Below are 26,725 nucleotides of genomic sequence, written 5' to 3'. Positions count from 1 at the left end.
CCGACTGTGACCTTGGTCACTTTGGCGCAGCTGTCTGAAATTCCTCCACAACCGCCGTCGTGTTGGTGTCACGTTAACTGTTACTTCGCATTAATGGCTCGTCGCGCGGGAAATTCCGCAGGTTTGGTTGCGTAATTGGAAAGAGTAGCGATGCGTAATGCGTTGGGCCTGATGCTGGCCAGTGTCCTTGCGGCGGTCGTGATCGCCGCCGGCGGTTGGTTTTATTATTCCTCGCGCGCCGACCAGGGCGCTCCCAAGACAGTTGCAGCCCGTGCCGCCGACCCATTGCCGGCACCGGCGAAGTTCGCCGCCAGGGATGACGTCGAGACCACCGCGACGGTCCCGGCGAAGCCGGCAGCGATTGCCCAGGCACCCGCGCCCATGCCAGCTCCCGTCATGCCGGTCCAGCCGAAGCAGGCCTGCGCCAATCCGAATGCGCTGGGCGTCTCCCGCGTGGTCGAGATCGACACCACCGGCGGCCCCGGCTTCGGCTTCGATCATTTCAAGCAATTCGACTTCCTCACCGACAAGGAGGTCGTACTGACCTTCGACGACGGCCCCTGGCCGGTGAACACGCCGAATGTGCTGAAGGCGCTCGCTGACGAATGCACCAAGGGCCTGTTCTTCTCGGTCGGCAAGCATGCGACCTATCATCCGGAAATCCTGCGCCAGGTGCTGGCCCAGGGCCATACGGTCGGCACGCACACCTGGTCGCACGTCAATCTGAACGGCAAGAAGATGACCGAACAGATGGCCAAGGACGAGGTCGAGAAGGGCGTCAGCGCGGTGAAATTCGCGCTCGGTGCCAACCCTGCGCCGTTCTTCCGCTTCCCGCAGCTTCAGCATAATCCGGCGATCGTGAGCTATTTCGGTACCCGCAACGTCGCGATGTTCTCGACTGACGTCGACTCCTTCGACTTCCGCAAGGGCGCCACGCCGGAGAAGATCATCGAGACGGTGATGACGCGGCTCGACAAGCTCGGCAAGGGCATCATCCTGATGCACGACTTCCAGAAGAACACCGGCATCGCGCTGCCGGCGCTGCTCGCGCGCCTCAAGGCCGGTGGCTACAAGGTCGTGCAGATGAAGGCCAAGACGACGCTGCAGTCGCTGCCGGAGTATGACGAAGCGCTGATGAAGGACATGAAGGTGCCGACAGCAAGCACGAATACGCGTCCGATCTCGAGCGTGGTGCAGACGGTGTCGCAGTAAACGCCATCGGTTCGATCCAGAATTCTTGCGTCATGGCCGGGCTTGTCCCGGCCATTTGCTTTTGGCGAGCCGCTTACCAATAGATGCCGTGGCGGTGCAGCTCGCTGATGATGCGGCCCTCGGTCCAGCGCTTGGACCTCGGCTTGTCCGCCCTCGCCGTCTTTTTGTTGGCGGGCCTGGTTGTCGCGACCGGCGCCGGAGTCGGCGGCGGCGTGGTCGCCGCCGGAGCGGTCGTAGTGGCCGGCGCGGAGAGCGACACTGCCGGCGGACGATCCGAATATTTCGGCGCCTCGGTGGCCGGCACAGCTTCGCTCGCCTGCGGCGTGGAGGTGGTCGCCGAGGTCGGCGTGGTCAGTGGCGCGGGAGCCTGAGCACCCGCCGCCGACAGCGACAGGCTGCGGGAGCCGTCTGCCTGGGCAGAGGCGGAAACCAGGACCATGGCGGCAACCAGAATGATCTTGCGCATGTGAAATCTCCCCGTGTTTGCGTGCTCGGGATACTACGGACGCCGTGCTGGAGATTAAGTGATTGGCCTCACATAAGCGCGGTACATTTTCGAACCGGCATGCCGCGGTCAACACCCGCGTCGATAGACCCGCACGCTCACGTCCGGAAAGCTCATGCTGTCGAGCAGGCAGAGGCCCTTCTCCGCGTCCATGCGGGCGATCAGCTCGTCGCCAACGCGCGGCCCGACCAGCGTGTGCTGGATCGAACTCGAGAGCACCAGAATCTCCGACCGCAACAACGCATCGCCCGTTTCTTGCGCGCTCCGATAAAACAGCTCGTCGCGGATGACGAGATTCATCTTCGCCCGCGCCGCGTAGAGCTGGATGGTCGCCGACGTCACCGGATAAGGGCTGGAGAAGCCGACATAAAGCGGGCCGGGCGTTTGCGGCTTGATCTCGCGCAGCAGGGACCAGAGCCGTTCGGTCGCGAGGCGGATGCTCTCCTGCTGCTGCGCGCTCAGCGGCGTCGCCGTGCTGATCTGACCGACGACGACATGCCTGAGGAAGAGCTGGAGAACAAATGCAAGCGCCAGCACCCGGCCCGCCGTGAGGAGGTAGCGGCGGATCTCGTTGCTCAAGCCGAGGCGGGCGAGCAGCTCTTCGATGAGCGCCGCACTGGCGCACCCATTGAGGACCATCGCGACGACGAACAGGCCATAGAACATCGCACCGAAATAGTAGGTCTTGATCGCCGCGACGGAGGGGATGGCATAGGCGATCAGCACGGACACGAGCAGGACAAGGGCATCGCGCAGCGCTGCGCTTCCGCAGATCGACGCGAGCACTAGACGCAGCAGCATCAGGCCGGTCCCGATGGCGAACCAGTAATGCAGACCGAACCGTCCTTCTCCACCGATCGAGAAGCGTAACAATCCAACCCAGAAACCTTCGCCCGTCGTCCAGAGATCGCGCTGGCTGACAAACACCAGGAGGATGTAGGTGACGGTCTCGACCATTGCGGGTCCGATCAGTACGGCCGCGGTCGCGATCAACGGCAGCACGAACCACACGAGCACGCTGAGTGCAGTCCGGAGCGACGGGCGCAATCCGCCGGCCTGGATACAATCGACGACCAGCCGGATCGCGAATGCGCTGCCGAGCAGAGCGAGCGCAGCCGGGAACGATGTCGGCTTGATGCTGGCGGCGAGTGCGCAGGCAACGCCGAGGCCAGCCAGCGACCAAGTGCTGCGCCGGAGCACGCCGCGGTAGACGATGGCTCCCGCAGCAAGACCGACGGCAAGACCCGAGGGCAAATCGGGACGTGCCTCGGTGACCGTGTGCCACAGCACAGGCACGCAAGCCGCCGCGACCAGACACGATGCGATCTCGAGAACCGGCCGTCGTCGAACGAGCCAGACGATCCCGATCAGGAAGCCGAAGACGATCGCGGCATGAACGAGATAAGGACCGACATAAGTTTCGGGAAACAACCAAAAACCAGTGGCCGCCACCAGAGTCGAAAACGGCGCATGGTGATGCAGCAAGTCCGAGATGCTGCCGGCGACGCCGCGACTTCCAAAGGCATTCACCCACCTGACGGCGTCGCCGAAATAGGAGACGTCGTCATAAAGCGGAGGAACGGATAGCCGCCCGTGCAGCCGCGAGGCGTCGAGCGATCTGGAGGCGACGACGGCGGTGATGCCTGAGGCGAGAATCACGAGGCCGGCGATCCGCAGCCATGCGCCCCAATCCGTTCTGCCCCTCGTCTCCGTACCCAGCACTTGCCCCGTCGCGCGCATTTCATCGGCAGCGCATCGTAGTGACACAAGGGCGGAGCGCAACGCGCGAGCCGGCCTCAGTGAGAAGACCGCAGGCGTGTGAGGACCGGGAAAATCGAGGCGCTGGTGCCGCAAGAGGGATTCGAACCCCCGACCCCGTCATTACGAATGACGTGCTCTACCGACTGAGCTATTGCGGCGAACCCTGCCCGGAGCCTGATGCCGACCCCGATACGCGCGCTCCTGATATCGGGCATGGCCCGAATTGGCAAGGACAAGCCGGGTTCGAAATGCGGCTCACGCGCCCCAGCGCGACCAGAACCCGCGCCAGCCGCCGGCCTGGGCCTTGGGGGTGCCGATTTGTTCCGTAAATTCATCGCTCGGGCCCTCGTCATCGATCCCGGGATCGTCGGGAGCCCGAACAATCGGGATGACCGCGGGAATCGGCGCCAGCGCGGGCTTGGCGAGGTCGGCGCGGGTCCGGAACACCGGTGTTGCCGCCGGAGGCGATGATTCGGCGGGCTCGGGAGCCGGTTGGACCGGTTCGGCGGTCACAACGGCGGGCTCTTCCATGGCGCTCGGGGGCGAATTGTCCTGAGCGGCCGGGGCTGGGGCTGGTGCCGCCACGGGCGGTTCCGCCGGACCTTCGCTGGGAGCGACCGTCACGCGCTTCGGCGGCGGCGCCGCCAGCATGGCTTCCTCGAAGGCGGAGGATTCGATCGTGGTGCCCCTGCCCGAGGGCAGGCTCGCGACCGGCGTCTGCCACTGGAAGGCGTCGAGGCGGCCGGTGACCGGGGAAACCGGGCGCCAGCGGTCGCTGACATAACCGTCCGCCGTCCAGGCCGGATCGTGGCGGGCGCGCACCGCGCGCAGGGTCCAGGCGCGGGCACGGCCGCTATCGCCATGCTCGGCGCGCTCGATCTCGGCCATCAGCAGCGCCACGCGCTGGGTCGGATCGTTGACGTAGGGCGCCAGCACCTCGCGCGCGCGGGCGAATTCGGAGGCATCGATCGCGGCGCGCGCGATCGCGAGCTGGCCCTCGACATGGCCCGGCTTGTCGGCCGAAATCTTCGCCGCAAGCGTCTCGACGCGCTGCAGGCGCTGCCGCGCGGAATCGCCGAGCTTCACATGGGCATAGGCCTCCGCGAGATCGGGATGCGGGTTGGCGAGCCAGGCGGCCTCGACCAGCTTCATGGCACGGCGCACCTGATGCGCCTCGCTCTCGAATTTTGCGGCGAGCACCGCCGCCGGCACCAGGGTCGGCGCGAGCTTGATGGCTTCCATCACGCTCTCGCGCGCGACGTCGCGGTCCATGGTCTCCAATTCCAGCGCGCGCGCCGCGAGCAGCACGCCGCGCTGGCGGCGATAGGCCGGCTTGTCGATCAGGCCGGCGGACAGGTTCGAATCGAGAATCGCCAGCGCCCCGCTCCAGTCGCCGCGTGCGCAGCGGAAGCCGAGTACCGCATGGGAGGCCCAGGTCGAGGACGGCGACAGCTTGATCGCCTCCTCCGCGATCATCACGGCGCCGACGGCATCATCGGCGCGCTGCGCCTCGATGAACAGGCCGCGCAGGCCGAGCAGGCGCGTGTCCTCGCGTTCGGCCATGGCGCGGAAGACGCGCTGCGCCTCGTCGCGATTGCCTTCGAGCTGCGCCGATTGCGCATGCAGGAGCAGTGCGAGCGGATCATTCGGTGCATGCCGCCGCGCCGCCTCGGCGTGACGGCGGGCGAGCGCGGTGTCGCCGTGACCGATCGCGAGCAGGCCGTGGGTGATGGCGTGGCGCCCCCGCGCGTGACGCTTCTCGTGGCGGCGGCGCCGCATGCGCCCAGGCGTGCGCCAGATCGTCGTCACGATGCTCCAGACCAGCACGACGGCGGCGGCAAAGAGCCCAAGCAAGAACACGAATCGGGGAAGCGTCGTCGAGACGCGGAAACTGCCCGCAGTCAGGACGAGATCGCCCGGCTGGTCGGCAACCCAGGCCGCGCCGGCCGCCGCCAGCGCGATCAGGACGAGGAAGAAGACGATGCGAAGCATGGCGATCCCTATTACGCGCCGATTGTTGCGCGAATCTTATCGAGCAGATTTGGCGAGATCCGCCATGGCATCGTCGGCGAATTTGCGAGAGGCGGCGAGCGCAGCGTCGCGGGCCTCGGCCTTGTCGAGCCAGGCCTGCGCCGGCACGCGATCGGCCTCCGGCAGCGTCTTGAGCTCGCGCCGCGCTTCCACGAAATCGTTGCGGAGCGCCGCCGCCGTCACCCGCGCGACGATGGCGCCGCGATCGTTGCCGACGCCGTCGGTGCGCTCGATGCGAACGAGTTTCGACGCACCGGCCTGGAGGCGTTCGACGATGCCGGCATTCGCGGCGGGGGCCTCCGCTGGCGGCGACAATTTCGGAACGATGTTGAGCAGCTCGCGACTCAGCGCGACCGGGGTCGGGATGCCCGACGATGCAAACGCATCGAGCGGCTTCAGCATGTCAGGCTTGGCGGCGAGCGAACGCGCTGCGGCCAGCTGCGACTGGTAAGGGTCGCCATGACGAACGGCGACGTCGAGCAAGGCGGCCGCCACCACGAAGCGCAACGGCTTGTCATCCATCGCCTTGTTATCGGCGATCTTCTCGCCCTGCTGCGCGAGCTCGGCCCGCTCCGTCTTGCTGGCGCGCTCGAGCTGCGCGATGCGATCGTTGAGAGCGGCAAGGCCCGGGACGGCCGCGGCAGGCGCCGACTTCGCATCGTTCAATGCGCTCGCGGTCTTGTCGAATTGCGCGCGCAGATTCGCGATGTCGCTGCGCAAGCCGGTTGCGGACTTCTCCAGCGCGTCGATCCGTGCCGCCATGGCGGGATCGGCGACGGGCTTGCCGGCCCTGGCTTCGACCGCGGTGACGCGGCCGCTCAGCGCATCGACCGTGGCGCTCGTGACCTCCGGCGCGGCGGGCGGCGCCTGCACGGCGGGCCAGCCCAGCATCCAGCCGACTGCGATCACGACCGCCGCGGCGACAGCGCCGGAGAACGGCGCGACGACCCAGGGCGAAATCGACGACGCGGGAGCCTGCGCTTCGATGCGCTCCGGCTCTGCGTCAACCTGGTCGGATTTGGCCTGCTCGGGCTCGGCGTGCTCCGGCGCAGGCGGGGCCTCGGGCTCGACCGCCGGCTCCTGCGGCTGGGTCGAAACTTCGGTGGCTTCGAGGTCGATGGTGGGCGGAGTGCGCTTGGCACGACCAGCGTCGGGCGCCAATCCTGCGTCTTCAGGCTTGTCGTCGGCCATCGTGACGGTTCCTTACACTTCCATACCGGGACTCAATTACGTCGGATTCGGCCCGACCTCTTACGCCAAACGGGTCCGCAAAGCACGCTCCAAGGTGGCAAATAAGGCATTTTCGTCCGGTGTCGCGGCAACCAGAACCTGCGACGCGCCGGCCTCGCGCAGCGCGTCCGCCACCGCCTCGGACAGGCAGCATTGCGGGATGGCCAGCGCCGAGATTTCGACGCCTTCGTCCCGCGCCGCATCCAGGAACGCGCGGGCGCTGCGCCGGGAGTAGTGCAGCACCGCCTCGACCCCGTGGGCGGCAAAGCCCTCGCAGACTTCGCGCGGCAGATGCTTGACCGGTGCCATGCGATAGGTCGTCTGCGTGATCACGGTGAAGCCGTCCGCACCAAGCTCGCCGCCGAGGTCGCGCGACAGATCCGCGCCCGCAAGATACAGCAGCGTGCTTTTCTTCTTCAGCACCTTGTCGCGTGCGCTCTGCACCACTCTGTCGCGCAAGGACGCGGCATCGCCGCCGGCAACGATCACCTGGGCGAAGCCGGCGTCGCGGGCAGCAGCGGCCGTATGCTCGCCGACCGCAAACAACGGCAGCTCCAGCAGACCAAGATCCCGCAATTGCGGTGCGACGGCACGGATCGCGTTGGCCGACGTGACAATGACAGCGGCATAGGGGGCTTCACTTTCGTCACGGAGGGCGACCGGCTCGAACTTGAGAGCCGGCGCAAGCATCACCGTATGCCCCCGCGCGCGCAGATTTTCCGCCGTCGCCTCATTGTCGGGATGCGGCCGTGTGACAAGAATGGACATCGCTCGTGTTCCGAACCAATTGGCGGCGACGCATCACTGGGATGGCTGCGCGTGACGATTGCGCAATCTGGCCCCGGAATGCTACCGGACGTACCAGAACTCCGCTTTCCGGATGAGCGCAAGGGCGCAAATTGGATAACAATTCGCCAATGCTGGTGCTGGGCATCGAAACAACCTGCGACGAGACCGCCGCGGCCGTGATCGAGCGCGCGGACGACGGCCGCGGCAAGATCCTGTCCAACATCGTGCGGTCGCAGGTCGAGGAACACGCCCGCTTCGGCGGCGTGGTGCCTGAGATTGCCGCCCGCGCCCATGTCGATCTGCTCGACGGCATCGTCGATCGCGCCATGCGCGAGGCCGGCATCGGCTTCGGCGACCTCGGCGGCGTTGCGGCCGCCGCCGGGCCGGGCCTGATCGGCGGCGTCATCGTCGGGCTCACCACCGCGAAGGCGATCGCGATGGTGCACGACACGCCGCTGGTCGCGGTCAACCATCTGGAGGCGCATGCGCTGACGCCGCGCCTCACCGACGGAATCGAGTTTCCCTATTGCCTGTTTCTCGCCTCCGGCGGCCATACCCAGATCGTCGCAGTCACCGGCGTCGGCCAGTATGTGCGGCTCGGCACCACCGTCGACGACGCGATCGGCGAGGCCTTCGACAAGGTCGCGAAGATGCTTGGCCTGCCATATCCCGGCGGACCGCAGGTCGAGCGCGCGGCGGCAAGCGGCGATGCCACGCGCTTTGCGTTTCCGCGGCCGATGCAGGGGCGTCCCGATGCCAATTTCTCGCTGTCGGGATTGAAGACGGCGGTTCGTACCGAGGCGAGCCGGCTGGCCGAGATCACGCCGCAGGACATCAGTGATCTCTGCGCGAGCTTCCAGGCCGCCGTGCTCGATTCGACCGCCGACCGGTTGAGCGTCGGCCTCAGGCTGTTCCGCGAATGGTTCGGCGCGCCGCGCGCCCTGGTCGCGGCCGGCGGCGTCGCCGCCAATCAGGCGATCCGCGGCGCCCTCGATGACGTCGCAAGGCAGGCTGGAACGCAATTGATCATGCCGCCGCCGGCGCTCTGCACCGACAATGGCGCGATGATCGCCTGGGCTGGCGCCGAGCGCCTTGCGCTCGGTATGACCGACACGATGGAGGCCCAGCCCCGCGCCCGCTGGCTGCTCGACGCCAACGCGACGGCGCCGGCAGGCTACGGCAAGACGCGGGCGGGATATTAGCAATGTTGGCGTTCCAATCCGTCGCGGTGATCGGCGCCGGCGCCTGGGGTACGGCGCTGGCGACTGTCGCAGCGCGGGCCGGGCGCACGGTGACACTGTGGGCACGCAATGCCGACCATGCCGCGCGGATCGCCTCGACCCGCGACAATCCGCGGCTGCCCGGCGTGCGGATCGCTCCTGAGATCATCGTCACGAGCGATCTCGCCGCGGCGGCGCGTGCGGAGATGCTGCTGATCGCAACGCCAGCGCAGCATTTGCGCGGCGCGGTCAACATGCTGGCCTCGCATCTGACAGGCGAGGTGCCGATCGTCGCCTCCGCCAAGGGCATCGAGCACGGCACCCACAAATTCATGACCGACGTGATCGCGGAGGCCGCGCCGGGCGCGCAGCCGGCGATCCTGTCGGGCCCGAGCTTTGCCGACGACGTCGCCCGCGGCCTGCCGACCGCGGTGACGCTGGCGGCAAAGGACGAGGCGCTGGCCAGTCGCCTCGTGCAAGCGCTGGGCTCGCCGACATTCCGCCCCTATCACTCCACCGACATCCGCGGCGTCGAGATCGGTGGCGCCGCCAAGAACGTGCTGGCGATTGCAGTCGGCATCGCAGTCGGGCGCAAGCTCGGCGCTTCCGCCCAGGCTGCGCTGACGACCCGCGGCTTTGCCGAGCTGACGCGTCTCGGCCGAGCGCTCGGCGCGCGCAGCGAGACGCTCGCGGGCCTGTCTGGTCTCGGTGATCTCATTCTGACCTGCTCGAGTCCGCAATCACGCAACTTCGCGCTTGGCCTCGCACTCGGCCGCGGCGAGCAGCCGCCCGCCGGCAAGCTTGCCGAGGGCGAATTCACCGCGCCGGTGCTGATCGAACTCGCGGCTTCGCAAAACATCGAGATGCCGGTATCAGAAGCGGTCGCGTCGATCCTGAGCGGCCGGAGCACGATCGACGCCGCGATCTCGGGGCTGTTGACGCGCCCCTTCAAGGCAGAGGAATGAGCATGGCGTACTGGCTGGTGAAGTCCGAACCATCGGTGTGGTCCTGGGACCAGCAGGTGGCGAAGGGCGCCAAGGGCGAGGCCTGGACCGGCGTGCGCAATTACACCGCGCGCCAGAACCTCGTCGCCATGAAGAAAGGCGACAAGGCGTTCTACTATCATTCCAACGAGGGCAAGGAGATCGTCGGCATCGTCGAGATCATCAAGGAAGCCTATCCCGATCCGACCGACAAGACGGAAAAATTCGTCTGCGTCGACATCAAGGCCGACAAGCCCTTGAAGACGCCGGTGACGATGGCCGCGATCAAGGCCGAACCGAAACTGAAAGACATGGCGCTGGTGAAATATTCGCGCCTCTCGGTGCAGCCGGTGACGGCGGAGGAATGGAAGCTGGTGTGCAAGATGGGCGGGGTCTAGTCGCAGGTGCTGTAGCCCGCCAAGCGACATCCGGGATGGTCCGGTCCCGCATGGCGCTATGCTCATGCGGGCTACGATAGCAGAGCCTGCGTCGCCGGCAGCGCAAACACCTCGCAGGGCGCAGCAATGCCGCGCAGCTCGCGCATCCCAAGCGAAATCAACGGCATCTCCGTCTCGGCGGCGAGCGCACCCGACACCAGCACGGTCCGTCCCAACGGCTTGCACAATCCCTCGAGGCGGCTGGCGAGATTGACGGCGGGGCCGATCGCCGTGAAATCCAGCCGGTTGGCCGCACCGATATTGCCCCAGAGCATCTCACCCAGATGAAGCGCGGCACCGAATGCCAGCGGCGGTAACCCTTGAGCGCCGCGCTCCTTGTTGAGATAGACCATCCCGGCTTCGGCGGCGCTCGCGGCGCGGAGTGCGGCTTCGCAGGCGTGGCGCGGGGTCGCCTCGACCACTGGAAAGATCGCGAGCACGCCGTCGCCGATGAATTTCAGCACCTCGCCGCCGAAGGCGTGAACGGCGCCTGCGATGCGGTCGAACCAGGCGTCGAGCGCAGCGATGACCTCTCCAGGCGGAGAGGTGTCCGACAGGGTCGTGAAATTGCGCAAATCCGCATAGAGCAACGCGGCCTGAATGGTCTCGCCGAGATCGCGCCGCAGCGGTGCCGCCAGCACCCGCTCTGCGCTGCGCTTGCCGAGATAGGCATCCAGCGTTGCCCGCAACGTGGCGCGCGCAGCGAGTACGGCGAGGGGCGTCGCGGCAAAACGCGCGGCTTCGCGCAGTTGCCCGATTTCGTCTGCGGTGAACGGACGCGGCGCGATCCAGCCAAGCAACGGCCCGTCTTGTCGCCCGACGACGTCTTCGTGCACCTCGCCACGCGCGATATCGTGCAACCAGCGGCGACCGGCATCATTGGGCGGATCGGGTGCCAGGCCGCCAGGCGCGAAGCCGAGCGCTTCGATCACCTGACCACTGTCGGCGCGCCACAACCAGGTCCGCTTCGCGATCAGCGGATGCGGCACCTCCAGCGTCAGGGCGCCCGCCGCGAGCGGCACGCCGTCGGCGACCAGATGTGCGCCGAGTTCCGCGAGCAGGCGATCCGCTCCGGCACTGTCCGAGGCGGCATCGACAAGCCAGGCAAGGGTCGGGGACAGCTGCATGGTTCGATCATGACGAAGGCGAGCCGGGTTTGTCACGGGCAATCCTTGACGAGCCGCTTCGGCGCCGCCATGTGCAACTGTCAGCGAAGGGATATTCCCCGATGACCGAACCGTTCGCAGTGCGACGCGAGACCCAGATCGCCGCCCCGCGCGCCACCGTTTTCGCTTACCTGACCGATCCCGAGAAGATCCTGGGCTGGATGGGCTCGGACGCGACCACGGAGCCGCATCCCGGCGGGCTCTATCTGCTCAAGGGCATCGGCCCGCGCGGCGGCGTCGCCCGTGGTGCCTTTCGTGAGGTCGTGCCGGTGCATCGCCTTGCCTACACGTTCGGATGGGAAGGCGGCCAGGAAGTGCCCCCCGGCTCGAGCCTCATCGAGATCGACCTGATCGAGCGCGATGGCGGCACGCTGCTGCGCATGACCCATAGCGGGCTGCCGACCGCGGAGCAGGCGGCCGCACATGCAACGGGATGGGCGCATTATATGGAACGGCTCACGACCGCAGCCGCCGGCGGTGATCCCGGTCCCGACCGGGGCGTTTCCAACAAGGCGTAGCAGCGGGAAGGTCAGACCGCGGCGGTTGCCACCACCTGCGCCAGAAGCTGCTCGCGCCGCGCCTGCGAGCGCTGGCCCTTCATGGTCGCGGCGAAGCGCTCCAGGATTCCGTCCTCGAACGCCGTGACGATGGTGTCGTGGACGTAGCTCTTGCGGCAGATCGCCGGCGTGTTGGAGAGCTTGTCGGCGGCGGCACGGATCGCGTCCAGCACCTGCTTCTTGCGGCCGCGCTGGCTGGTCGCCGGCGTGATCCGCGACAAGGATTCAACGACCACAGCAGACGCCATCAGCGTACGGAAATCCTTCAGCGAGATCTTGATGCCGGCAATCTCGCGCAGGAAAGCGTTCACCTGCGTGGTGCTGACCGCACGCACGATGCCGTAGGCATCGCGGTACTGGAACATGCGCTTGCCCGGGACGCCCTGCAAAATGCCGATGGCGCGCACCAGCTTGGCCGCGTCGCACTCCTTGCGCACGGCCTTGCCGCCCTTCGCCTTGAAGGTCAGCACGAAGCAATCGTCTTCCAGCGTCACGTTCGACTTCAGCAGCGTGGTCGCGCCGCGGGTGCCGTTGAGGCGGGCATAGGATTCGTTGCCGGGACGGATCGCGGTGCGGGCGATCAGCTCGATGACGGCCGAGAGCGCGAAGTCACGCGTCGGCTCGTCGCCCGACAGGAACGCCGAGACCTTGCGCCGGATTTTTGGCAGCGCGCCGACGAGCTTTTCCAGGCGATGTGCCTTGCGATGCTCGCGGACCTTCTCCCAATCGGCATGATAGCGATATTGCAGCCGGCCCGCGGCATCGCGGCCCACGGCCTGCAGATGCGAGCTCGGATCGGCGGAGTAGCGCACCTCGCGATAGGCCGGCGGCACCGCCATGGCGTGCAGCCGGCGGATGGTGCGGGCGTCGCGGATATGGGCGCCGTTGGGGCGGACGAAGGAATAGCCCTTGCCGCGCTTGATGCGGCGGATGGTCAGCTCGTTCTGGTCGCCCAGCCGGAGGCCGAGCTCCTTGGCGAGCGCCTCGACGGTCGCCGCGGGGGCCTTATCGAAGACCTTTTTCGGGCTGGGACGCCGGAAAGGGGCCGCTTTCGGCCATTGTCCTAGGGTCTTGGCGAGCGCAATGGCCGCAGGATCGGCTGAAGCGGGCCGTATCGTCCCGATATTCTGCTGATCCATCATAGTCTTATGCCTTAGCCCTGTCTGTTACCGGTCAATGCCGCTGTTCTGATTTTTGTTCCGAGGGGTCTCTCCGGACCCGGGTTGGCCATTTAGGGTGTTCCGAACGCTATTGCGAGTCCCGAATCAGTGAGAGACGGTTACTGAATACCTCCCTTGGTGCATGAGGGCTCTGCAAAGGCCCGATCCGCGGAGCTGAGGAAAGACCCCGAAGCCGCGCCCGTGGCCTGTTTCAGATCTGCGACAATCACAACGGGTGACCTTGATCTTCCGCATGGTCGGTGGCCCGCCGAAGGTCCAGCTTGTGCTCCTTGTCGGGTCCGGTTAGCCCGACGCATAATCAGTCAATGATCAAGTCGGCTCGCCGGTCGCCAGCATTCGGCCTGCCGCAGGTGGAGGGAAAGCATGTCCGAGAAGATCTACGACGTCCCTGCGGAGTGGGCCAAGCGCGCCTGGGTCGACCAGGCGAAGTACAAGGAGATGTACGCTCGCTCGATCTCGGACCCGAACGGTTTCTGGGCGGAGCAGGCCAAGCGCATCGACTGGATGCACGCGCCGACGAAAATCGAGAACGTCTCCTTTGCGCCCGGCAACATCTCGATCAAATGGTTCGAGGACGGCATCCTCAACGTCGCCTACAATTGCATCGACCGGCATCTCGCAAAGCGCGCCAACCAGACCGCGATCATCTGGGAAGGCGACGATCCCTCGCAATCCAAGCACATCACTTATCAGGAGCTGCACGACGAGGTCTGCCGGATGGCCAACATCCTGCGCACCCGCAACGTCAAGAAGGGCGATCGCGTCACGATCTACCTGCCGATGATCCCCGAAGCGGCCTACGCGATGCTGGCCTGCGCGCGGATCGGCGCGATCCACTCAGTGGTGTTCGCGGGCTTCTCGCCGGACAGCCTCGCGCAGCGCATCAATGACTGCCAGTCCAAGGTCATCATTACCGCGGACGAAGGCCTGCGCGGCGGCAAGAAGGTGCCGCTGAAGGCCAATGTCGACGCAGCACTCGCCAAGGCCGACGGCGTCGACTGGGTCGTCGTGGTCAAGCGCACCGGCGGCAAGGTCGACATGAACCCGACACGCGACCTCTGGTATCACGAGGCAGCGGCGATGGTGACGACGGAATGCCCGGTCGAGCACATGCACGCCGAAGACCCGCTGTTCATCCTCTACACGTCGGGCTCGACAGGTCAGCCCAAGGGCGTGCTGCACACCTCGGGTGGCTATCTCGTGTTCGCCTCGATGACGCACCAATACGTGTTCGACTATCACGACGGCGACATCTACTGGTGCACCGCCGACGTTGGCTGGGTCACGGGCCACAGCTACATCCTCTACGGGCCGCTGGCGAACGGCGCGACGACGCTGATGTTCGAGGGCGTGCCGAATTACCCGGATAATTCGCGTTTCTGGAGCGTCATCGACAAGCACAAGGTCAACATCTTCTACACCGCGCCGACCGCGATCCGCGCACTGATGCAGGGTGGCGACGCGCCGGTGAAGAAGACCTCGCGCGCCTCGCTCCGCCTGCTCGGCTCGGTCGGCGAGCCCATCAATCCGGAGGCGTGGGAGTGGTATCACCGCGTCGTCGGCGACGACCGCTGCCCGATCGTCGACACCTGGTGGCAGACCGAGACCGGCGGCATCCTGATCACGCCGCTGCCGGGCGCGACCAAGTTGAAGCCCGGCTCGGCGACGCAGCCGTTCTTCGGCGTGGTGCCCGAAATCGTCGATGCCGACGGCAAGGTACTCGAAGGCGAGACCACGGGAAATCTTTGCCTCACGCGCTCGTGGCCGGGACAGATGCGCACGGTCTATGGCGATCACGCCCGCTTCGAGCAGACCTATTTCTCGACCTACAAGGGCAAGTACTTCACGGGCGACGGCTGCCGGCGCGACGCCGACGGCTATTACTGGATCACCGGTCGCGTCGACGACGTCATCAACGTGTCCGGCCATCGCATGGGCACCGCGGAAGTCGAGAGCGCGCTGGTCGCACATGAGAAGGTGTCGGAAGCCGCTGTCGTCGGCTTCCCGCACGACATCAAGGGTCAGGGCATCTACGCCTATGTCACCCTGATGGCCGGCGTGCAGCCGACCGAGGATCTGCGGAAGGAACTCGTCACCTGGGTGCGCAAGGAGATCGGTCCGATCGCCTCGCCCGACCAGATCCAGTTCGCACCCGGCCTGCCCAAGACCCGCTCCGGCAAGATCATGCGCCGCATCCTGCGCAAGATCGCCGAAGACGAGCCGGGCAGCCTTGGCGACACATCGACCCTGGCCGATCCCGCCGTGGTCGACGATCTCGTCAATAACCGGCAGAACCGGAAGCCGGCGTAAGGCGAATTCTCGTGCCCCGGACGCAGCGCAGCGCCCCCGGCGATGCGAAGCATCGTCCGGTGCGGTGCGCTGCAGAGCCGGGGCCCATCGAGCCGCGCAACGAAGGAACTGGGTCCCGGCTCTGCGTCGCGACGCTACGCGCCGCGCCTTGTCCGGGACACGAGACTGCCTTTTGCACCGAGGCCCCGAAACAACGGCCGTTCACACCCTCACGCTCTTGTCAGGGCGCGCGGCGGCGCGGCCGCATCTTTCCCGCCGAGTGTTGTTTTCAGGTCATTTACTTTGTTTCGAACATTTCCTTTGTTCCCCCTGCTGGCTGGCCCCTGACGGCCGCGCGTGGAAACCATCCGGTTAACGGGCGCGGTTAAGATTGTCGGGACGAGCGGGCAATTGCCGGTTTTGCGTAGATTTGAAAGACCCGTTCGGGGGAAGGGGGAGAATCGATGTCGATGAGGGTTGCGGTGGCGCTAGCTGCCACCATCGGGGCGGGGGTCTTGATGTCGACGGCGGCAGAGGCGCGGCCGGAGATGGTGGGAACGCATTTGGCCGACTATTCGCCGGGCACCATTGTCGTCAAAACGAGCGAGCGGCGACTCTATCTCATCCTCGATAACGGCCACGCCGTGCGCTATCCGGTCGGTGTCGGCAAGTCCGGCAAGCAGTGGGCCGGCACCACGCGCATCGACGGAAAGTATCGCAACCCGGCCTGGGCACCGCCGGCCGAGGTCAAGCGTGACAAGCCGAGCATTCCCGACATGATTCCGGGCGGCTCGCCGCGCAACCCGATGGGCGTTGCGGCGATGACGCTGGCCGGCGGCGAATACGCCATCCACGGCACCAACGTGCCGGGCTCGATCGGCGGCTTCGTCTCCTATGGCTGCATCCGCATGCTCAACGACGACATCACCGACCTCTACAGCCGCGTCTCCGTCGGCACGACGGTGGTCGTGACGCGCTGATCGCCGCGACCAGACCAGACGGCAAAGGGCCGCGTCCTTGGATGCGGCTTTTTTGTTACCAGAAGCGCCAGCTGCGTGCGCACCAGCCGTCGCGATGGCCGCCACCGTAGCTCCGTGCAAAACCGCCGGAGAGCAACGCCGCCGAAACGTTCGCGGTCCGCCGCGTCGCGACATCGGCGAGAACGCGACCGTATTTGTCTGGGCCGAGATTGGTGATGGTCACGCCCCCCTGGCCGAGCAGATCGCGCAAGGCGCGGGCCGCGGCTTCCGCCTTGTCCAGTTCCTCCTGGCATGACGCCTTCAGTTCGGGCGCATCGATGCCGCGCAGGCGAATTCGCGCGACGAGATCGCGTCCGTCGCGTTGATGTACGCGCGCCAGGAAAGTGTCGCCGTCGATGGTGCGGATGACATCGATCGGCAGGCGATCGTCGGGATTGGCTGAGTGCTGGAGGATGATCTCAGCGTCCTGCGCGCGCTCGTCTCCCAGATGCGGAACCGACCTGTTCGTGCCGTGCCGGAATGTGAGCACGACCGACACGACAAGCCCGATCACGAACACCCACGGCACCAGTCCGGCAAAGCGACGGCCGAATGGCGAGCCGCCGAACCGCGGCCGATAAGCATTGGGGCGATCCTGGAAACGCATCAACCGATGCTAGGGCTGAGTCGGGGATGACGGCAAGGTACGGTCGGACGCGCGGCCTGCCGCCAACGCGCGCCTCGTCCGGATCGTGATCGGTCGTAAATTCCACCTATGCAGAGAACGCTATCCCAAGCGCGGCGGATAAGGCAGCCGCAACGCTCCCGTTGTCGATTAACTCACCCGCTCAACGCGCGCTGCATCTCCGATCGAGTTGGTTTTACGCCAAGCTGCATCGAGCTTTACCACGAGCCGATCGCCAGCTTCGAGGGTGACGGCCGTGGCCAGAGTGCTCATATGCTCTGCCGTCCATAGCAGATGGCTGTCGGACCAGAGTTCTTGTGTCCAAAGGATGGCATTGCATAAGCCCGGGGCGACAAGGTCCAGGCTCAACTCGCCTGGATAAGGTGCCGTTTGCGTCTCAGCAGCGTAGTTGATGTCGGCAACCTGGCTTTCACTGCTCAGTTTGCGGAATGCGCCGCGCAGATAACGATAACCTCCACTTCCCCACGATGGAGACCATTCGTAGTCAGCGCTGATGCGCGGGCGCGCCATCGTGTGTTGTAACTCCATGCGTGCCGTCTCGAACAGCGTCGTCAAGCTAAGCTGATACCGCTTCTCCATATCGGAAATACTGCGGCGCAGATCATCTAGTTCGGTACCGGCGTCGACACCGGGCCATTCACAGGCAACACCAGAATAGCGAACCCGGTCCGGTATGATGATGCAATTCGGCCCACCGAATTGCTCGCGCAAAGCGTAAACGAGCGTCGAGCGAGCCTCGTCGACAACGAGATGATTCGTATAGACGAAGGCGATAATGGCATCGAAGCCACCATTGAGCGTGTCGCGCGACTGGGTTGTGAGATCGCCTTCGACGAAGCGGATCTTGTTTGAAAGACCATTCTCCTCGGCTAGGGCGCGCGCGAGCTCCACGTTCTCGCGATCGATCGCAACGACCTCAGAAGCGCCCGCCTTCGCAGCGAGGAACGACATGAGCCCGGTACCGCAGCCGGCGTCGAGCACGCGCATTCCGGGTCGGATGAGCCGTTCGATGGCGCGTGCAACGGCCATGGTGCGATCGACTCGTGCGAGCAGTCTGACATGCGTAATACTGGAGAACAGTGGGTTGTGAAAGGAATGGGCAGGTTTCGTGGCTGTCGACATCGGCGGAAGTCCGGGTGCTATGGTTGATTTCACTTTCCGTTCGGGTGTTGACATCGTCTCGGAGACCGACGCTAAGCCGAAATTCTCATAACGTTGCCGGCGGCAAGATCCGTACCGGCGATTCAAATCATAAGTTCCAATCGTGTGAGCAGCTCGGGGGCCCGGCGTATGGAACTGGTCGTCCGGCTCCGCTCAAGATTCTTTCACCTGTTCGCAGGCTATTGCTATCTTAAGATGTGTCAACGACATTCGATGCCTATACCCGCCTAAGTAGATTCATCCCGCCGTCGGAATGGCCCCGGCGCGGAGCGGAACTTAGCAAGCTACGGATTCGGATCAGGGAATTGCGACAGATGGCTCGCGTTTAGGCGCCAAATCCGCTCCACTAGCGTGGCGGATCAGAAGTTCGCAAAACCAGTGCTGCGAAAATGGGAGCGACCACGATCTCGGACGCCATCTCCGTTGGCTTGCCGCGCAGCCGGATGTCGCGGCCGCGACCACCCTTGCCGGAGGCGAATGCGCGATTCACGTCACCAACCGGCCCGGATCAATCGGCGGCTTCGTATTCTCTGACTGCATTCGCACGCTGAACGAAGACGTTTCCGATCTCTGCAGCCACGTTTCGCTCGCCACCACAAATGGTCGTGGGCCGCTGCCGGAATTGATGCCGCGCGGCTTGCTGTTTGCGGCGCATCCACGCACTGAACGCGCTATCATCGCCGTCACCAGCCTCGTTTCGGGTGATCACGATCGGCTGAAGCAGCGCGACCCCGTAATTCTACTACCAGATGTAACAATCTTCCGTGCCTACTTTGCATAAAGCTGCAATTCGTTTACGCGAATTTCAATTTTTGGTTGCCAACTGGCACGGGTATCTGCTGGGACGGGGTTCACGATGGCATCCTTCAAATTTCGTATCGGTACAAAGCTGGGCATCGTCTCAGCGATCAGCATCCTGCTGGTCGGTGGCATGCTGGTCAATCAGGCGCTGGGCAATCGGTCGATTGTCGCATCCAACGGCTTGTTGATTCTCAACTATCTCAACAAGGGCAATGCGCAGTCGGCGCAGACAGCGATAGCGCGGGCGCAGACAACCGCTCTTGAGATCGCGTCCGCGCAGTCAGTCGCAAGAATCGATGAGCTCCTTCAGGTTCTCCGCGCCAACGTGACCAAAGCCGACACGGAGATTGATGCCGCGCGCGATCGGGCCAAGCAACAGTTTACAAAGGATGCCTATCAGGCGGCCCGGCAAGCAGTGGATGCCTATCTGACCAGCGCCATCGAGCTTGCGGAGGCGCAAAAGCGCGTCATTGGCGCCAATGGAGGGGCCGAGGCGGAAGCGGCGAAGGCCCGCGTTCTTAACGAGCGTACGTTCCCGGCGGCTGCGCAAGTCAACGCTGCCATCGACAAAGGGGTGGACATCGCCAACGAATACTCGGCCAAGCGTAAGAGCCAGGTGCTGGAGGAATTGGATTCTACCGCCAATTTCGCGCTCATAATCGGCGTGGCCGTCATATTGGCGCTGATCGGTTCCGCAGTCTTCGCGGTATTGAACATCGCCCGACCGATCCGGCATATCGGCGGTGTGCTGCTGCAGCTCGCCGACGGCAACAAGACCATCGAGATTCCCTTCACGACCCGTGGCGACGAAATCGGTGACAACGCCCGTGCGGCCCGTACCTTCAAGGACAATCTGATCCGCATCGAGCAGATGGAAGCCGAGCAGAAGGATCTGGAGGCCGCAGCCGCCGCCCGGCGCAAGGATGAGATGATGAAACTCGCCGGTTCGTTCGAAGCCGCGGTCGGCAGCATCATCAACTCGGTATCGTCAGCCTCCAAGCAACTCGAATCCGCCGCCGGCACGCTGTCGGGGACGGCAGAGGAGACGCAGCAACTCTCCGGGATGGTGGCCGCAGCTTCCGAAGAGGCCTCCACCAATGTCGGCGCTGTGGCTTCCGCCGCAGAAGAGATGAGCACGTCGGTGGTCGAGATCGGCCGGCAGGTGCACGATTCCAGCCGCATCGCCGGCGAAGCGGTGAGGCAGGCCGAGCGCACCGACGCGCAGATCAACGAATTGCTCAAGGCTGCGGGCCGGATCGGCGACGTCGTCAAGTTGATCACCGCGATTGCGGAGCAGACCAACCTGCTGGCGCTGAACGCCACGATCGAGGCGGCTCGCGCCGGCGAGTCCGGCCGCGGCTTCGCCGTGGTCGCCAGCGAGGTCAAGGCCCTCGCGGCACAAACCGCGAAGGCCACGGAGGAAATCGGCGCGCAGATCGCCGGCATGCAGAGCGCGACGCAAGACTCCGTTGGCGCGATCAAGGAGATCAGCGCCACCATCGCCAGGATCTCGGACATCTCGACGACCATCGCTGCAACCATTGAAGAGCAGGGTGCTGCGACGGCCGAGATCGCGCGCAATGTCAACGAGGCAGCGAAGGGAACCGTCGAAGTTGCGGACAAGATCGCTCAGGTCAGCCAGGGCGCCAGCGCCACCGGCGCTGCGTCCGGACAGGTGCTGTCATCGGCGCGCTCGCTCTCCAGCGAGAGCGGGCTCCTGAAAGCCGAGGTCGAGAAGTTCCTCGAGACGGTGCGCGCGGCCTGATTTGATTTACGGCGAAGTGGCGAGCATCGCGTCGATGCTCGCCCGTCGCAACCCCGGTAAATCACGGGTTTGACGGCAATCAGAAAACAACTATAGGTAGGCGAGCCCCGAAAAGCGCGATCATCGTCGCCAGCGGTATCTGTTCCAGGGAGCCCCAGCATGAACAACAACCAGGTCTTCGCCGATTCCCTGCAACGAATGGCCGATCTGATACGCCAGCAGCACAGCTCGCTCGACGTCATGCCGCTCTCGCCAGTTGGCGAATTCCAAACCAGAACAGTCAGTCTCGAGACTTTGATGCGGGAAGTCACCGAGTGCCTTTCCGCAAGCTTTCGGCAGCGGCCGGCGCACGATTTTCCGATGCTGCATTTCGCATGGGGAAAATGCCGAGTCGGGTCGACGGCGCTGACCAACCTGTTTGGCACGATGGGAATGCCCTCATACTACCAGCCGGTGAAGGCCATCCTGCGCGATGCAATGGTGGGCAACTCATCGAGACCTTGGATCGTGCCATCAGCAAGCAATAGCCCGAATATCTTCAGCAAGGAGACGATGGGCCCCTATGTGCTCGCGGAATGTCTGTTCAATCCCCTACAGATATTGATTGATGCGGGCTATCCGCGACACCGGCTCCATTGCATCATGCTCGATCGCGAACCGGCGAGTTCACTGGCGTCGTGGATCGAAAAATGGTCGGACCGCGTTTCTGAAAAAACGCTGGTCCACAATTACGTTGCCGCCGCGCTCAACGCCGCGCGGGTGGAGACTTATGCCAAGCGACACGGCATTCCGGTCACCCGTTACGTGTATGAAGTGAGCAAGGAGCCCGTATCGTCGGTGCGCATCCTCTTCGACCGGCTCGGTCTTTCGAACAGCTTTGCCGAAAAGGCGGTGACGTGCTGGCGGGAGAAAGGACCGGACCAAGCGGATAACGCACGAGTTATATGGCCCAGTGAGGCGATCATCTACGACGTCCCCAATCTGCATACCTCCGATACGGCCTACCGCTACCAACGCCGCGCGACGTCCTCGCTGAGCCAGACGGTGCTGGACGCTCTTGAGTATTGCGGCGTCAATGACGTCTATCGCGCTTCGGTTGCAGGCTGCGTTGGCGATCTCTCGCTCGATACCGATACCGCCACGCACCTGTTCGGCGACTGCATGGGCACCGCCGCATGACCGGACAGATCGTCATGGAGGCCCCGCCGGCGCACGACGCGCCGGACGAGGCCCCGGCGCACCGCAGCGCCACCAGCCATCTCCGGCGCCTGGAAGCGGAGAGCATCCACATCCTGCGCGAAACCGCGGCCGAGTTTCGCAAGCCGGTGATGCTCTATTCGATCGGCAAGGACTCCTCGGTGCTGCTGCATCTGGCGATGAAGGCATTTCATCCCGGCAAGCCGCCGTTCCCCCTGCTGCACGTCGACACGACCTGGAAATTTCGCGAGATGATCGCATTTCGCGACCGCCGCGCGCACGAGCTCGGCCTCGACCTGATCGTCCATACCAACGATGACGGATTGCGCCAGGGCATCGATCCCTTCACCCACGGCTCGGCCCGCTACACCGACGTCATGAAGACGCAAGCCTTGCGGCAGGCGCTCGACCTTCACGGCTTCGACGCCGCGATCGGAGGCGCGCGGCGCGACGAGGAGAAATCGCGCGCCAAGGAGCGCGTGTTCTCACACCGGAGCGCGGCGCATCGCTGGGATCCGAAGAACCAGCGGCCGGAGCTGTGGAGCCTGTACAACACGATGCTCGCACCCGGCGAGAGCATGCGGGTGTTTCCGCTGTCGAACTGGACCGAGCTCGACATCTGGGACTACATCCTCGCCGAGAACATCCCGATCGTGCCGCTCTATCTGGCGGCAAAGCGCCCGGTGGTCGAGCGCGACGGCGCGCTGATCATGGTGGACGACGAACGGATGCCGCTGCGCCCGGAAGAAGAACCGCACCTGCGCTCCGTCAGGTTCCGCACCCTCGGCTGCTATCCGCTCACCGGCGCAACGACGTCGAACGCGGCGACGCTACCGGAGATCGTGCGGGAGATGATGGCCTCGCGCACCTCCGAGCGGCAGGGACGCATGATCGATCGGGACAGCCCCGCATCGATGGAGCGCAAGAAGGCGGAAGGCTATTTCTGATGTCCTATCACGAGGCCCCCACGATCGCCGCGTCCGATGCGCCGCGGCTGGATCGGGATGATCGTCCGACGTTGCGTTTCGTCACCTGTGGCAGCGTCGACGACGGCAAGAGCACGCTGGTCGGCCGCCTGCTGTACGATTCCAAGACGCTGCTCGACGATCAGCTCGACGCGCTCGCGTCCGAGAGCAAGATCGCCGGCACCACCGGCGGCGATCTCGATTTCGCGCTGCTGGTCGACGGCTTGCAGGCGGAACGCGAGCAGGGCATCACGATCGACGTCGCCTACCGCTTCTTTGCCACCAGGCTGCGCCGCTTCATCGTCGCCGACACGCCGGGACACGCGCAATATACCCGCAACATGGCGACCGGTGCCTCCAACGCCGAGCTCGCCGTGGTGCTGGTCGATGCCCGCAAGGGTGTCATCACGCAGACCCGGCGCCACAGCCACATCCTGTCGCTGCTCGGCATCCGCCATGTCGTGCTCGCCGTGAACAAGATGGATCTGATCGGATTCGACGGGGATCGCTTCGCGGCCATCACGGCCGAATACCTCACCATGGCCGGACAGCTCGGAATCTCGCAGGTCCAGTGCATCCCGGTCGTGGCGCCCGACGGCGACAACATCGTCGCTCCGAGCGTGCGGATGCCCTGGTACACCGGACCAACCGTCACCGCCTATCTGGAGTCGGTCGACGTGTCCGGCGACGTCTCGCAGCGGCCGTTCCGGCTGCCCGTGCAATGGGTCACCCGGCCGAACGCGGAGTTTCGCGGCTTCTGCGGCCGGATCGCCAGCGGAACGATTGCGACCGGCGAGACCATCGCCGTGCAGCCCTCGGGCCGTCAGACGCGCGTCGCACGCATTCTCTCGCCCGACGGCGAGCGCGATCACGCTGCGGCCGGCGAATCGGTCACGCTCACATTGACCGACGAGATCGACGTCAGCCGTGGCGACGTGCTGACGGCAGGAGCCGCACCGCAGGTCTCGGATCAGCTGGCGGCGCATCTGGTCTGGTTCGACGACGAGGCCATGGTTGCCGGCCGGCGCTATATGCTCAAATGCGGCACGGCCTCGACCGGCGCGGTCATCACGACGCTCAAGCACCGCATCGCCATCGACACCATGGCGCAGGAAAGCGCCGCGACGCTCGATGCCAACCAGATCGGCTACGCCCATCTGAGCCTCGACCGGGCGCTGGTGTTCGAGGCCTATCGCGACAGTCGCGACATGGGCAGCTTCATTCTCATAGATCCGATCAGCCACCGCACCGCCGCGGCGGGGATGATCGACGTTTCGCTCCGCCGCGCCACCAACATTCATTGGCAGCGGTTGGCCGTCGACAAGTCCGTGCGGGCGCGGCTGAAGCAGCAGCGGCCCTGCGTGCTCTGGTTCACGGGGCTGAGCGGCGCCGGAAAATCCACGATCGCCGATCTCGTCGACCGCAGGCTTGCCGAGCTCGGACGCCACGCAGCGTTGCTCGATGGCGACAATCTTCGCCACGGCATCAGCCGGGACCTCGGCTTCTCCAACGCGGACAGGGCGGAGAACGTCCGTCGCGCCGCGGAGATCGCCGCATTGTTCGTCGACGCCGGCATGATCGCGCTGGTCGCGCTGATCTCGCCGTACCGCAACGAGCGCGAGCAGGCACGCCAACGGGTCGAGACGGGCGAGTTCATCGAGATCCACGTCGCGACCCCGCTCGCCGAATGCGAGCGCCGCGATCCCAAGGGGCTCTATCGGAAGGCACGAGCGGGCGAATTGCCGGCGTTCACCGGCATCGACGATCCCTATGAGAGACCGCAAGCTCCGGAGATCACCATCGACACCTCGGAGCTGTCGACCGACGCAGCCTGCGAACGCATCATCGGTTACCTCCGCGACAATCACTATCTGTAGCGTCCGGAGGCGGACACGATCCGCCGGATCGGCGATGACTCAGAAGTCGGAGGCGATGCCCTTGCGCTCCCAGTCGCCGTAGCGGGTGGGCTCGGGGCCCTTCGGGCCCTGCAGCTCCTTCGCCCTGGCCTCGCTCCCGGCCTCCGCGGCTGCGGCCTGCCGGCGCGCCTCGGCTTCGGCCAGCGCGCGCTGGGCTGCCGGCGAGAGGGGCTTGCGATCGGGAACGGGAGGCTGGTCACTCATGGCCCGGTGTTCTAGCGCAGGACGGCTTGCGGCGCGACGTCCAATAACGCATTCCTGAAATCGGGCCCGAAGGGCTGAAAAAGCCGGAAGCTATTCTTACATTTGGCATATTCGCGTGCCAGAGATTGCTTTCTCAAGGCATGCGCCCATTGCGGCGGAACTGCCGCTCGCTCAGAACCTTGCTTTTGCATGCCATCTCAACGTTTCGCCCCTCCATCCGAAGTGCCAGGCCTTGCGGCACGACGGATTGCCGCCGACATCGTCGACGGCGTGCTGCACAAGCACCGCACGCTCGACGATCAGCTCGACGGCGGCGGCGCCCATCCCGGACTGAAGACGCTGGCGGACCGCGACCGCGCGCTGATGCGGCGCCTGGTTGCCACCGTGCTGCGCCGGCTCGGCACGCTCGGCCATGTGCTGTCCCGCCTGCTGGACAAGGGCATCCCCTCCGAGGCACCGCGCGCGCAGAGCGCGCTCCTGATCGGCGCCGCGCAGATCCTCTGGATGGACGTGCCGGATCATGCGGCCGTCGATCTCTCCGTCCGCCTCGTGCAATCCGACCGGCGCGCCGCGCGCTACGCCGGCCTCGTCAACGCCGTGCTGCGCCGCTGCGCGCGCGAGGGCAAGGCGCTGGTCGAGGAGGTCGCCACGCAATCGCTGGACCTGCCGCCATGGCTGCTCGCGCGCTGGAGCGCGCATTATGGCGAGGCGACCGCACGCGACATGGCGCTGGCGCTCGGCCACGAGCCCTCGCTCGATCTCACCGTGAAGTCGGATGCCGCACAATGGGCGAGCCGCCTGCATGGCGAGACGTTGCCGACCGGGACGGTGCGGATGCTGCTGCACGGCTCGGTGACCATGCTGCCCGGTTTCGCCGAGGGACAATGGTGGGTGCAGGACGCCGCCGCCGCGCTGCCGGCCCGGCTGTTCGGCGACGTCAAGGGCAAGTCCATCGCCGATCTCTGCGCGGCCCCCGGCGGCAAGACCGCGCAACTGGCACACGCCGGCGCGCATGTCACGGCGATCGACCGCTCGCCCGCCCGGGTGGCGCGCTTACGCGAAAATCTGGCGCGGCTGTCGCTGCAGGCCGAGACCGTCGTCGCTGACGCCGTGGAATGGGCCGGTCCCGCCGAGGGCTTCGACGGTGTTCTGATCGACGCGCCCTGCACCTCGACCGGTACGATCCGCCGTCATCCCGATGTGGCCTGGCTGCGGCAGGAGTCGGACATCACCGCCCTGTCCGCGCTCCAGCAACGGCTGCTGCGCAAATCCGTGTCGCTGCTCAAGCCTGGCGGCACGCTGATCTATTGCACCTGCTCGCTGGAACCCGAAGAAGGCGAGCAGGCCGTGGCGACGCTGCTGGCCGCCGAGCCCGCGCTTCGCCGCGTCCCGATCATGGCCTCGGAGGTCGCGGGTCTCGACGAAATCATCACCGCCGACGGTGATCTGCGCACCCTGCCCTGCCATCTGCCGCACGCCGATCCCAAGCTCGGCGGGCTCGACGGATTCTTCGCAAGCCGGCTCGTTAAATCCTGATTTTGCACCGGTTTTTGCAACTCCCACACTGATTCGTCCCGTTCAGGGTGGTGTCAGGCGATCGATTTTGGGATTAATAAGGATTCGTCGGAATCCTCTCCCCCTTCAAGGCAAGGCGTGTCGGTCGCTCAACGCAGACGTATCTCGTCGCTGG

General features: G+C 65.4%; 22 protein-coding genes and 1 tRNA gene. 12 read left to right on the top strand and 11 right to left on the bottom strand.

Translation table 11 applies throughout. From position 1 onward, the window contains the following. Positions 1-150: 150 nt before the first annotated feature. Positions 151-1,212 carry a polysaccharide deacetylase family protein gene (locus tag TSA1_RS04735; protein WP_100175334.1) on the top strand — a complete coding sequence of 354 codons (1,062 nt, stop codon included), beginning with the start codon at positions 151-153 and terminating at the stop codon, positions 1,210-1,212. Positions 1,213-1,285: 73 nt separating this feature from the next. Here TSA1_RS04735 and TSA1_RS04730 read toward each other — a convergent pair whose 3' ends face one another. From TSA1_RS04730 to TSA1_RS04705, 6 genes are all read right to left on the bottom strand, one after another. Then, on the bottom strand, positions 1,286-1,678 hold the full coding sequence (locus TSA1_RS04730; RefSeq protein ID WP_100175333.1) for a hypothetical protein: 393 nt from the start codon (positions 1,676-1,678) through the stop codon (positions 1,286-1,288). 108 nt (positions 1,679-1,786) lie between these two features. Continuing rightward, positions 1,787-3,376 (bottom strand): F0F1 ATP synthase subunit delta, encoded by a 1,590-nt coding sequence (locus tag TSA1_RS04725; protein WP_245448101.1) that lies wholly within the window; start codon positions 3,374-3,376, stop codon positions 1,787-1,789. A 184-nt stretch (positions 3,377-3,560) separates the two neighbouring features. Then, a tRNA-Thr gene (locus TSA1_RS04720) sits at positions 3,561-3,636 on the bottom strand. A gap of 97 nt (positions 3,637-3,733) precedes the next feature. Next, entirely contained in the window at positions 3,734-5,470 is a 1,737-nt protein-coding gene (locus TSA1_RS04715; protein ID WP_100175331.1) for a heme biosynthesis HemY N-terminal domain-containing protein, read from the bottom strand. Between the two features lie 36 nt (positions 5,471-5,506). Beyond that, on the bottom strand, positions 5,507-6,700 hold the full coding sequence (locus TSA1_RS04710) for a COG4223 family protein (RefSeq protein ID WP_100175330.1): 1,194 nt from the start codon (positions 6,698-6,700) through the stop codon (positions 5,507-5,509). Between the two features lie 60 nt (positions 6,701-6,760). Next, positions 6,761-7,507, bottom strand: coding sequence for a uroporphyrinogen-III synthase (locus TSA1_RS04705; RefSeq protein ID WP_100175329.1), 747 nt, complete (start codon positions 7,505-7,507; stop codon positions 6,761-6,763). Between the two features lie 155 nt (positions 7,508-7,662). Between TSA1_RS04705 and tsaD the strand changes: the two genes are divergently transcribed. Genes tsaD through TSA1_RS04690 form a run of 3 tightly spaced genes read left to right on the top strand, consistent with a single transcriptional unit; the run spans position 7,663 to position 10,129 of the window. Continuing rightward, on the top strand, positions 7,663-8,730 hold the full coding sequence (gene tsaD / locus TSA1_RS04700; RefSeq protein WP_174719275.1) for a tRNA (adenosine(37)-N6)-threonylcarbamoyltransferase complex transferase subunit TsaD: 1,068 nt from the start codon (positions 7,663-7,665) through the stop codon (positions 8,728-8,730). Between the two features lie 2 nt (positions 8,731-8,732). Then, the gene (locus tag TSA1_RS04695) at positions 8,733-9,713 is read left to right on the top strand and encodes an NAD(P)H-dependent glycerol-3-phosphate dehydrogenase (protein ID WP_100175327.1); all 981 of its coding nucleotides are present in this window, start codon (positions 8,733-8,735) and stop codon (positions 9,711-9,713) included. 2 nt (positions 9,714-9,715) lie between these two features. Continuing rightward, positions 9,716-10,129 (top strand): EVE domain-containing protein, encoded by a 414-nt coding sequence (locus TSA1_RS04690; protein ID WP_100180969.1) that lies wholly within the window; start codon positions 9,716-9,718, stop codon positions 10,127-10,129. Between the two features lie 71 nt (positions 10,130-10,200). On the opposite strand, the gene TSA1_RS04685 is transcribed toward TSA1_RS04690, so the two are convergent. Beyond that, positions 10,201-11,295 (bottom strand): adenylate/guanylate cyclase domain-containing protein, encoded by a 1,095-nt coding sequence (locus TSA1_RS04685; protein ID WP_100175326.1) that lies wholly within the window; start codon positions 11,293-11,295, stop codon positions 10,201-10,203. A gap of 101 nt (positions 11,296-11,396) precedes the next feature. Here TSA1_RS04685 and TSA1_RS04680 point away from each other — a divergent pair, with 101 nt between their 5' ends. After that, on the top strand, positions 11,397-11,852 hold the full coding sequence (locus tag TSA1_RS04680; RefSeq protein ID WP_100175325.1) for an SRPBCC family protein: 456 nt from the start codon (positions 11,397-11,399) through the stop codon (positions 11,850-11,852). Between the two features lie 11 nt (positions 11,853-11,863). Here TSA1_RS04680 and TSA1_RS04675 read toward each other — a convergent pair whose 3' ends face one another. Then, positions 11,864-13,033 (bottom strand): DNA topoisomerase IB, encoded by a 1,170-nt coding sequence (locus TSA1_RS04675; protein WP_100175324.1) that lies wholly within the window; start codon positions 13,031-13,033, stop codon positions 11,864-11,866. Positions 13,034-13,435: 402 nt separating this feature from the next. Between TSA1_RS04675 and acs the strand changes: the two genes are divergently transcribed. Together acs and TSA1_RS04665 are read left to right on the top strand one after the other, a co-directional pair. Further along, complete coding sequence (gene acs, locus TSA1_RS04670; protein ID WP_100175323.1) at positions 13,436-15,382, top strand: acetate--CoA ligase; 1,947 nt, start codon at positions 13,436-13,438, stop codon at positions 15,380-15,382. A gap of 443 nt (positions 15,383-15,825) precedes the next feature. Continuing rightward, entirely contained in the window at positions 15,826-16,341 is a 516-nt protein-coding gene (locus tag TSA1_RS04665; protein ID WP_100175322.1) for a L,D-transpeptidase, read from the top strand. Between the two features lie 55 nt (positions 16,342-16,396). Here TSA1_RS04665 and TSA1_RS04660 read toward each other — a convergent pair whose 3' ends face one another. Both TSA1_RS04660 and TSA1_RS04655 read right to left on the bottom strand, forming a co-directional pair. Next, complete coding sequence (locus TSA1_RS04660) at positions 16,397-16,987, bottom strand: thermonuclease family protein (RefSeq protein ID WP_100175321.1); 591 nt, start codon at positions 16,985-16,987, stop codon at positions 16,397-16,399. Between the two features lie 168 nt (positions 16,988-17,155). Beyond that, positions 17,156-18,148, bottom strand: a complete 993-nt coding sequence (locus TSA1_RS04655) for a methyltransferase domain-containing protein (protein WP_161497183.1) — start codon at positions 18,146-18,148, stop codon at positions 17,156-17,158. 895 nt (positions 18,149-19,043) lie between these two features. Between TSA1_RS04655 and TSA1_RS04650 the strand changes: the two genes are divergently transcribed. The 4 genes from TSA1_RS04650 (at position 19,044) to cysN (ending at position 24,792) form a co-directional block, all read left to right on the top strand. Continuing rightward, positions 19,044-20,753, top strand: a complete 1,710-nt coding sequence (locus tag TSA1_RS04650; protein ID WP_100175319.1) for a methyl-accepting chemotaxis protein — start codon at positions 19,044-19,046, stop codon at positions 20,751-20,753. A gap of 159 nt (positions 20,754-20,912) precedes the next feature. Then, positions 20,913-21,932, top strand: a complete 1,020-nt coding sequence (locus tag TSA1_RS04645) for a sulfotransferase family protein (protein WP_100175318.1) — start codon at positions 20,913-20,915, stop codon at positions 21,930-21,932. A gap of 14 nt (positions 21,933-21,946) precedes the next feature. Beyond that, entirely contained in the window at positions 21,947-22,897 is a 951-nt protein-coding gene (gene cysD, locus TSA1_RS04640; RefSeq protein WP_100180968.1) for a sulfate adenylyltransferase subunit CysD, read from the top strand. Beyond that, a complete protein-coding gene (gene cysN, locus TSA1_RS04635) occupies positions 22,897-24,792 on the top strand; it encodes a sulfate adenylyltransferase subunit CysN (protein WP_100175317.1) in 1,896 nt (631 codons plus the stop codon). The genes cysD and cysN overlap by 1 nt, the downstream gene beginning before the upstream one ends. 39 nt (positions 24,793-24,831) lie before the next feature. Here the strand turns inward: cysN and TSA1_RS04630 are convergent, their stop codons facing one another. Beyond that, positions 24,832-25,035 (bottom strand): DUF1674 domain-containing protein, encoded by a 204-nt coding sequence (locus TSA1_RS04630; protein WP_100175316.1) that lies wholly within the window; start codon positions 25,033-25,035, stop codon positions 24,832-24,834. Positions 25,036-25,224: 189 nt separating this feature from the next. Between TSA1_RS04630 and TSA1_RS04625 the strand changes: the two genes are divergently transcribed. Further along, positions 25,225-26,571, top strand: a complete 1,347-nt coding sequence (locus TSA1_RS04625; protein ID WP_100175315.1) for an RsmB/NOP family class I SAM-dependent RNA methyltransferase — start codon at positions 25,225-25,227, stop codon at positions 26,569-26,571. Positions 26,572-26,725 lie beyond the last annotated feature (154 nt).

Source organism: Bradyrhizobium nitroreducens, assembly GCF_002776695.1.
GTDB lineage: Bacteria > Pseudomonadota > Alphaproteobacteria > Rhizobiales > Xanthobacteraceae > Bradyrhizobium > Bradyrhizobium nitroreducens.
This window is presented reverse-complemented; position numbering and strand designations above follow the sequence as displayed.

Coding starts and splice junctions, on each gene's coding strand:
- TSA1_RS04735 (WP_100175334.1), top strand. CDS start 151: ATGCGTAATGCGTTGGGCCTGATGCTGGCCAGTGTCCTTGCGGCGGTC.
- TSA1_RS04730 (WP_100175333.1), bottom strand. CDS start 1,678: ATGCGCAAGATCATTCTGGTTGCCGCCATGGTCCTGGTTTCCGCCTCT.
- TSA1_RS04715 (WP_100175331.1), bottom strand. CDS start 5,470: ATGCTTCGCATCGTCTTCTTCCTCGTCCTGATCGCGCTGGCGGCGGCC.
- TSA1_RS04710 (WP_100175330.1), bottom strand. CDS start 6,700: ATGGCCGACGACAAGCCTGAAGACGCAGGATTGGCGCCCGACGCTGGT.
- TSA1_RS04705 (WP_100175329.1), bottom strand. CDS start 7,507: ATGTCCATTCTTGTCACACGGCCGCATCCCGACAATGAGGCGACGGCG.
- TSA1_RS04695 (WP_100175327.1), top strand. CDS start 8,733: ATGTTGGCGTTCCAATCCGTCGCGGTGATCGGCGCCGGCGCCTGGGGT.
- TSA1_RS04690 (WP_100180969.1), top strand. CDS start 9,716: ATGGCGTACTGGCTGGTGAAGTCCGAACCATCGGTGTGGTCCTGGGAC.
- TSA1_RS04685 (WP_100175326.1), bottom strand. CDS start 11,295: ATGCAGCTGTCCCCGACCCTTGCCTGGCTTGTCGATGCCGCCTCGGAC.
- TSA1_RS04680 (WP_100175325.1), top strand. CDS start 11,397: ATGACCGAACCGTTCGCAGTGCGACGCGAGACCCAGATCGCCGCCCCG.
- TSA1_RS04675 (WP_100175324.1), bottom strand. CDS start 13,033: ATGATGGATCAGCAGAATATCGGGACGATACGGCCCGCTTCAGCCGAT.
- acs (WP_100175323.1), top strand. CDS start 13,436: ATGTCCGAGAAGATCTACGACGTCCCTGCGGAGTGGGCCAAGCGCGCC.
- TSA1_RS04665 (WP_100175322.1), top strand. CDS start 15,826: ATGTCGATGAGGGTTGCGGTGGCGCTAGCTGCCACCATCGGGGCGGGG.
- TSA1_RS04660 (WP_100175321.1), bottom strand. CDS start 16,987: ATGCGTTTCCAGGATCGCCCCAATGCTTATCGGCCGCGGTTCGGCGGC.
- TSA1_RS04655 (WP_161497183.1), bottom strand. CDS start 18,148: ATGTCGACAGCCACGAAACCTGCCCATTCCTTTCACAACCCACTGTTC.
- TSA1_RS04650 (WP_100175319.1), top strand. CDS start 19,044: ATGGCATCCTTCAAATTTCGTATCGGTACAAAGCTGGGCATCGTCTCA.
- TSA1_RS04645 (WP_100175318.1), top strand. CDS start 20,913: ATGAACAACAACCAGGTCTTCGCCGATTCCCTGCAACGAATGGCCGAT.
- cysD (WP_100180968.1), top strand. CDS start 21,947: ATGGAGGCCCCGCCGGCGCACGACGCGCCGGACGAGGCCCCGGCGCAC.
- cysN (WP_100175317.1), top strand. CDS start 22,897: ATGTCCTATCACGAGGCCCCCACGATCGCCGCGTCCGATGCGCCGCGG.
- TSA1_RS04630 (WP_100175316.1), bottom strand. CDS start 25,035: ATGAGTGACCAGCCTCCCGTTCCCGATCGCAAGCCCCTCTCGCCGGCA.
- TSA1_RS04625 (WP_100175315.1), top strand. CDS start 25,225: ATGCCATCTCAACGTTTCGCCCCTCCATCCGAAGTGCCAGGCCTTGCG.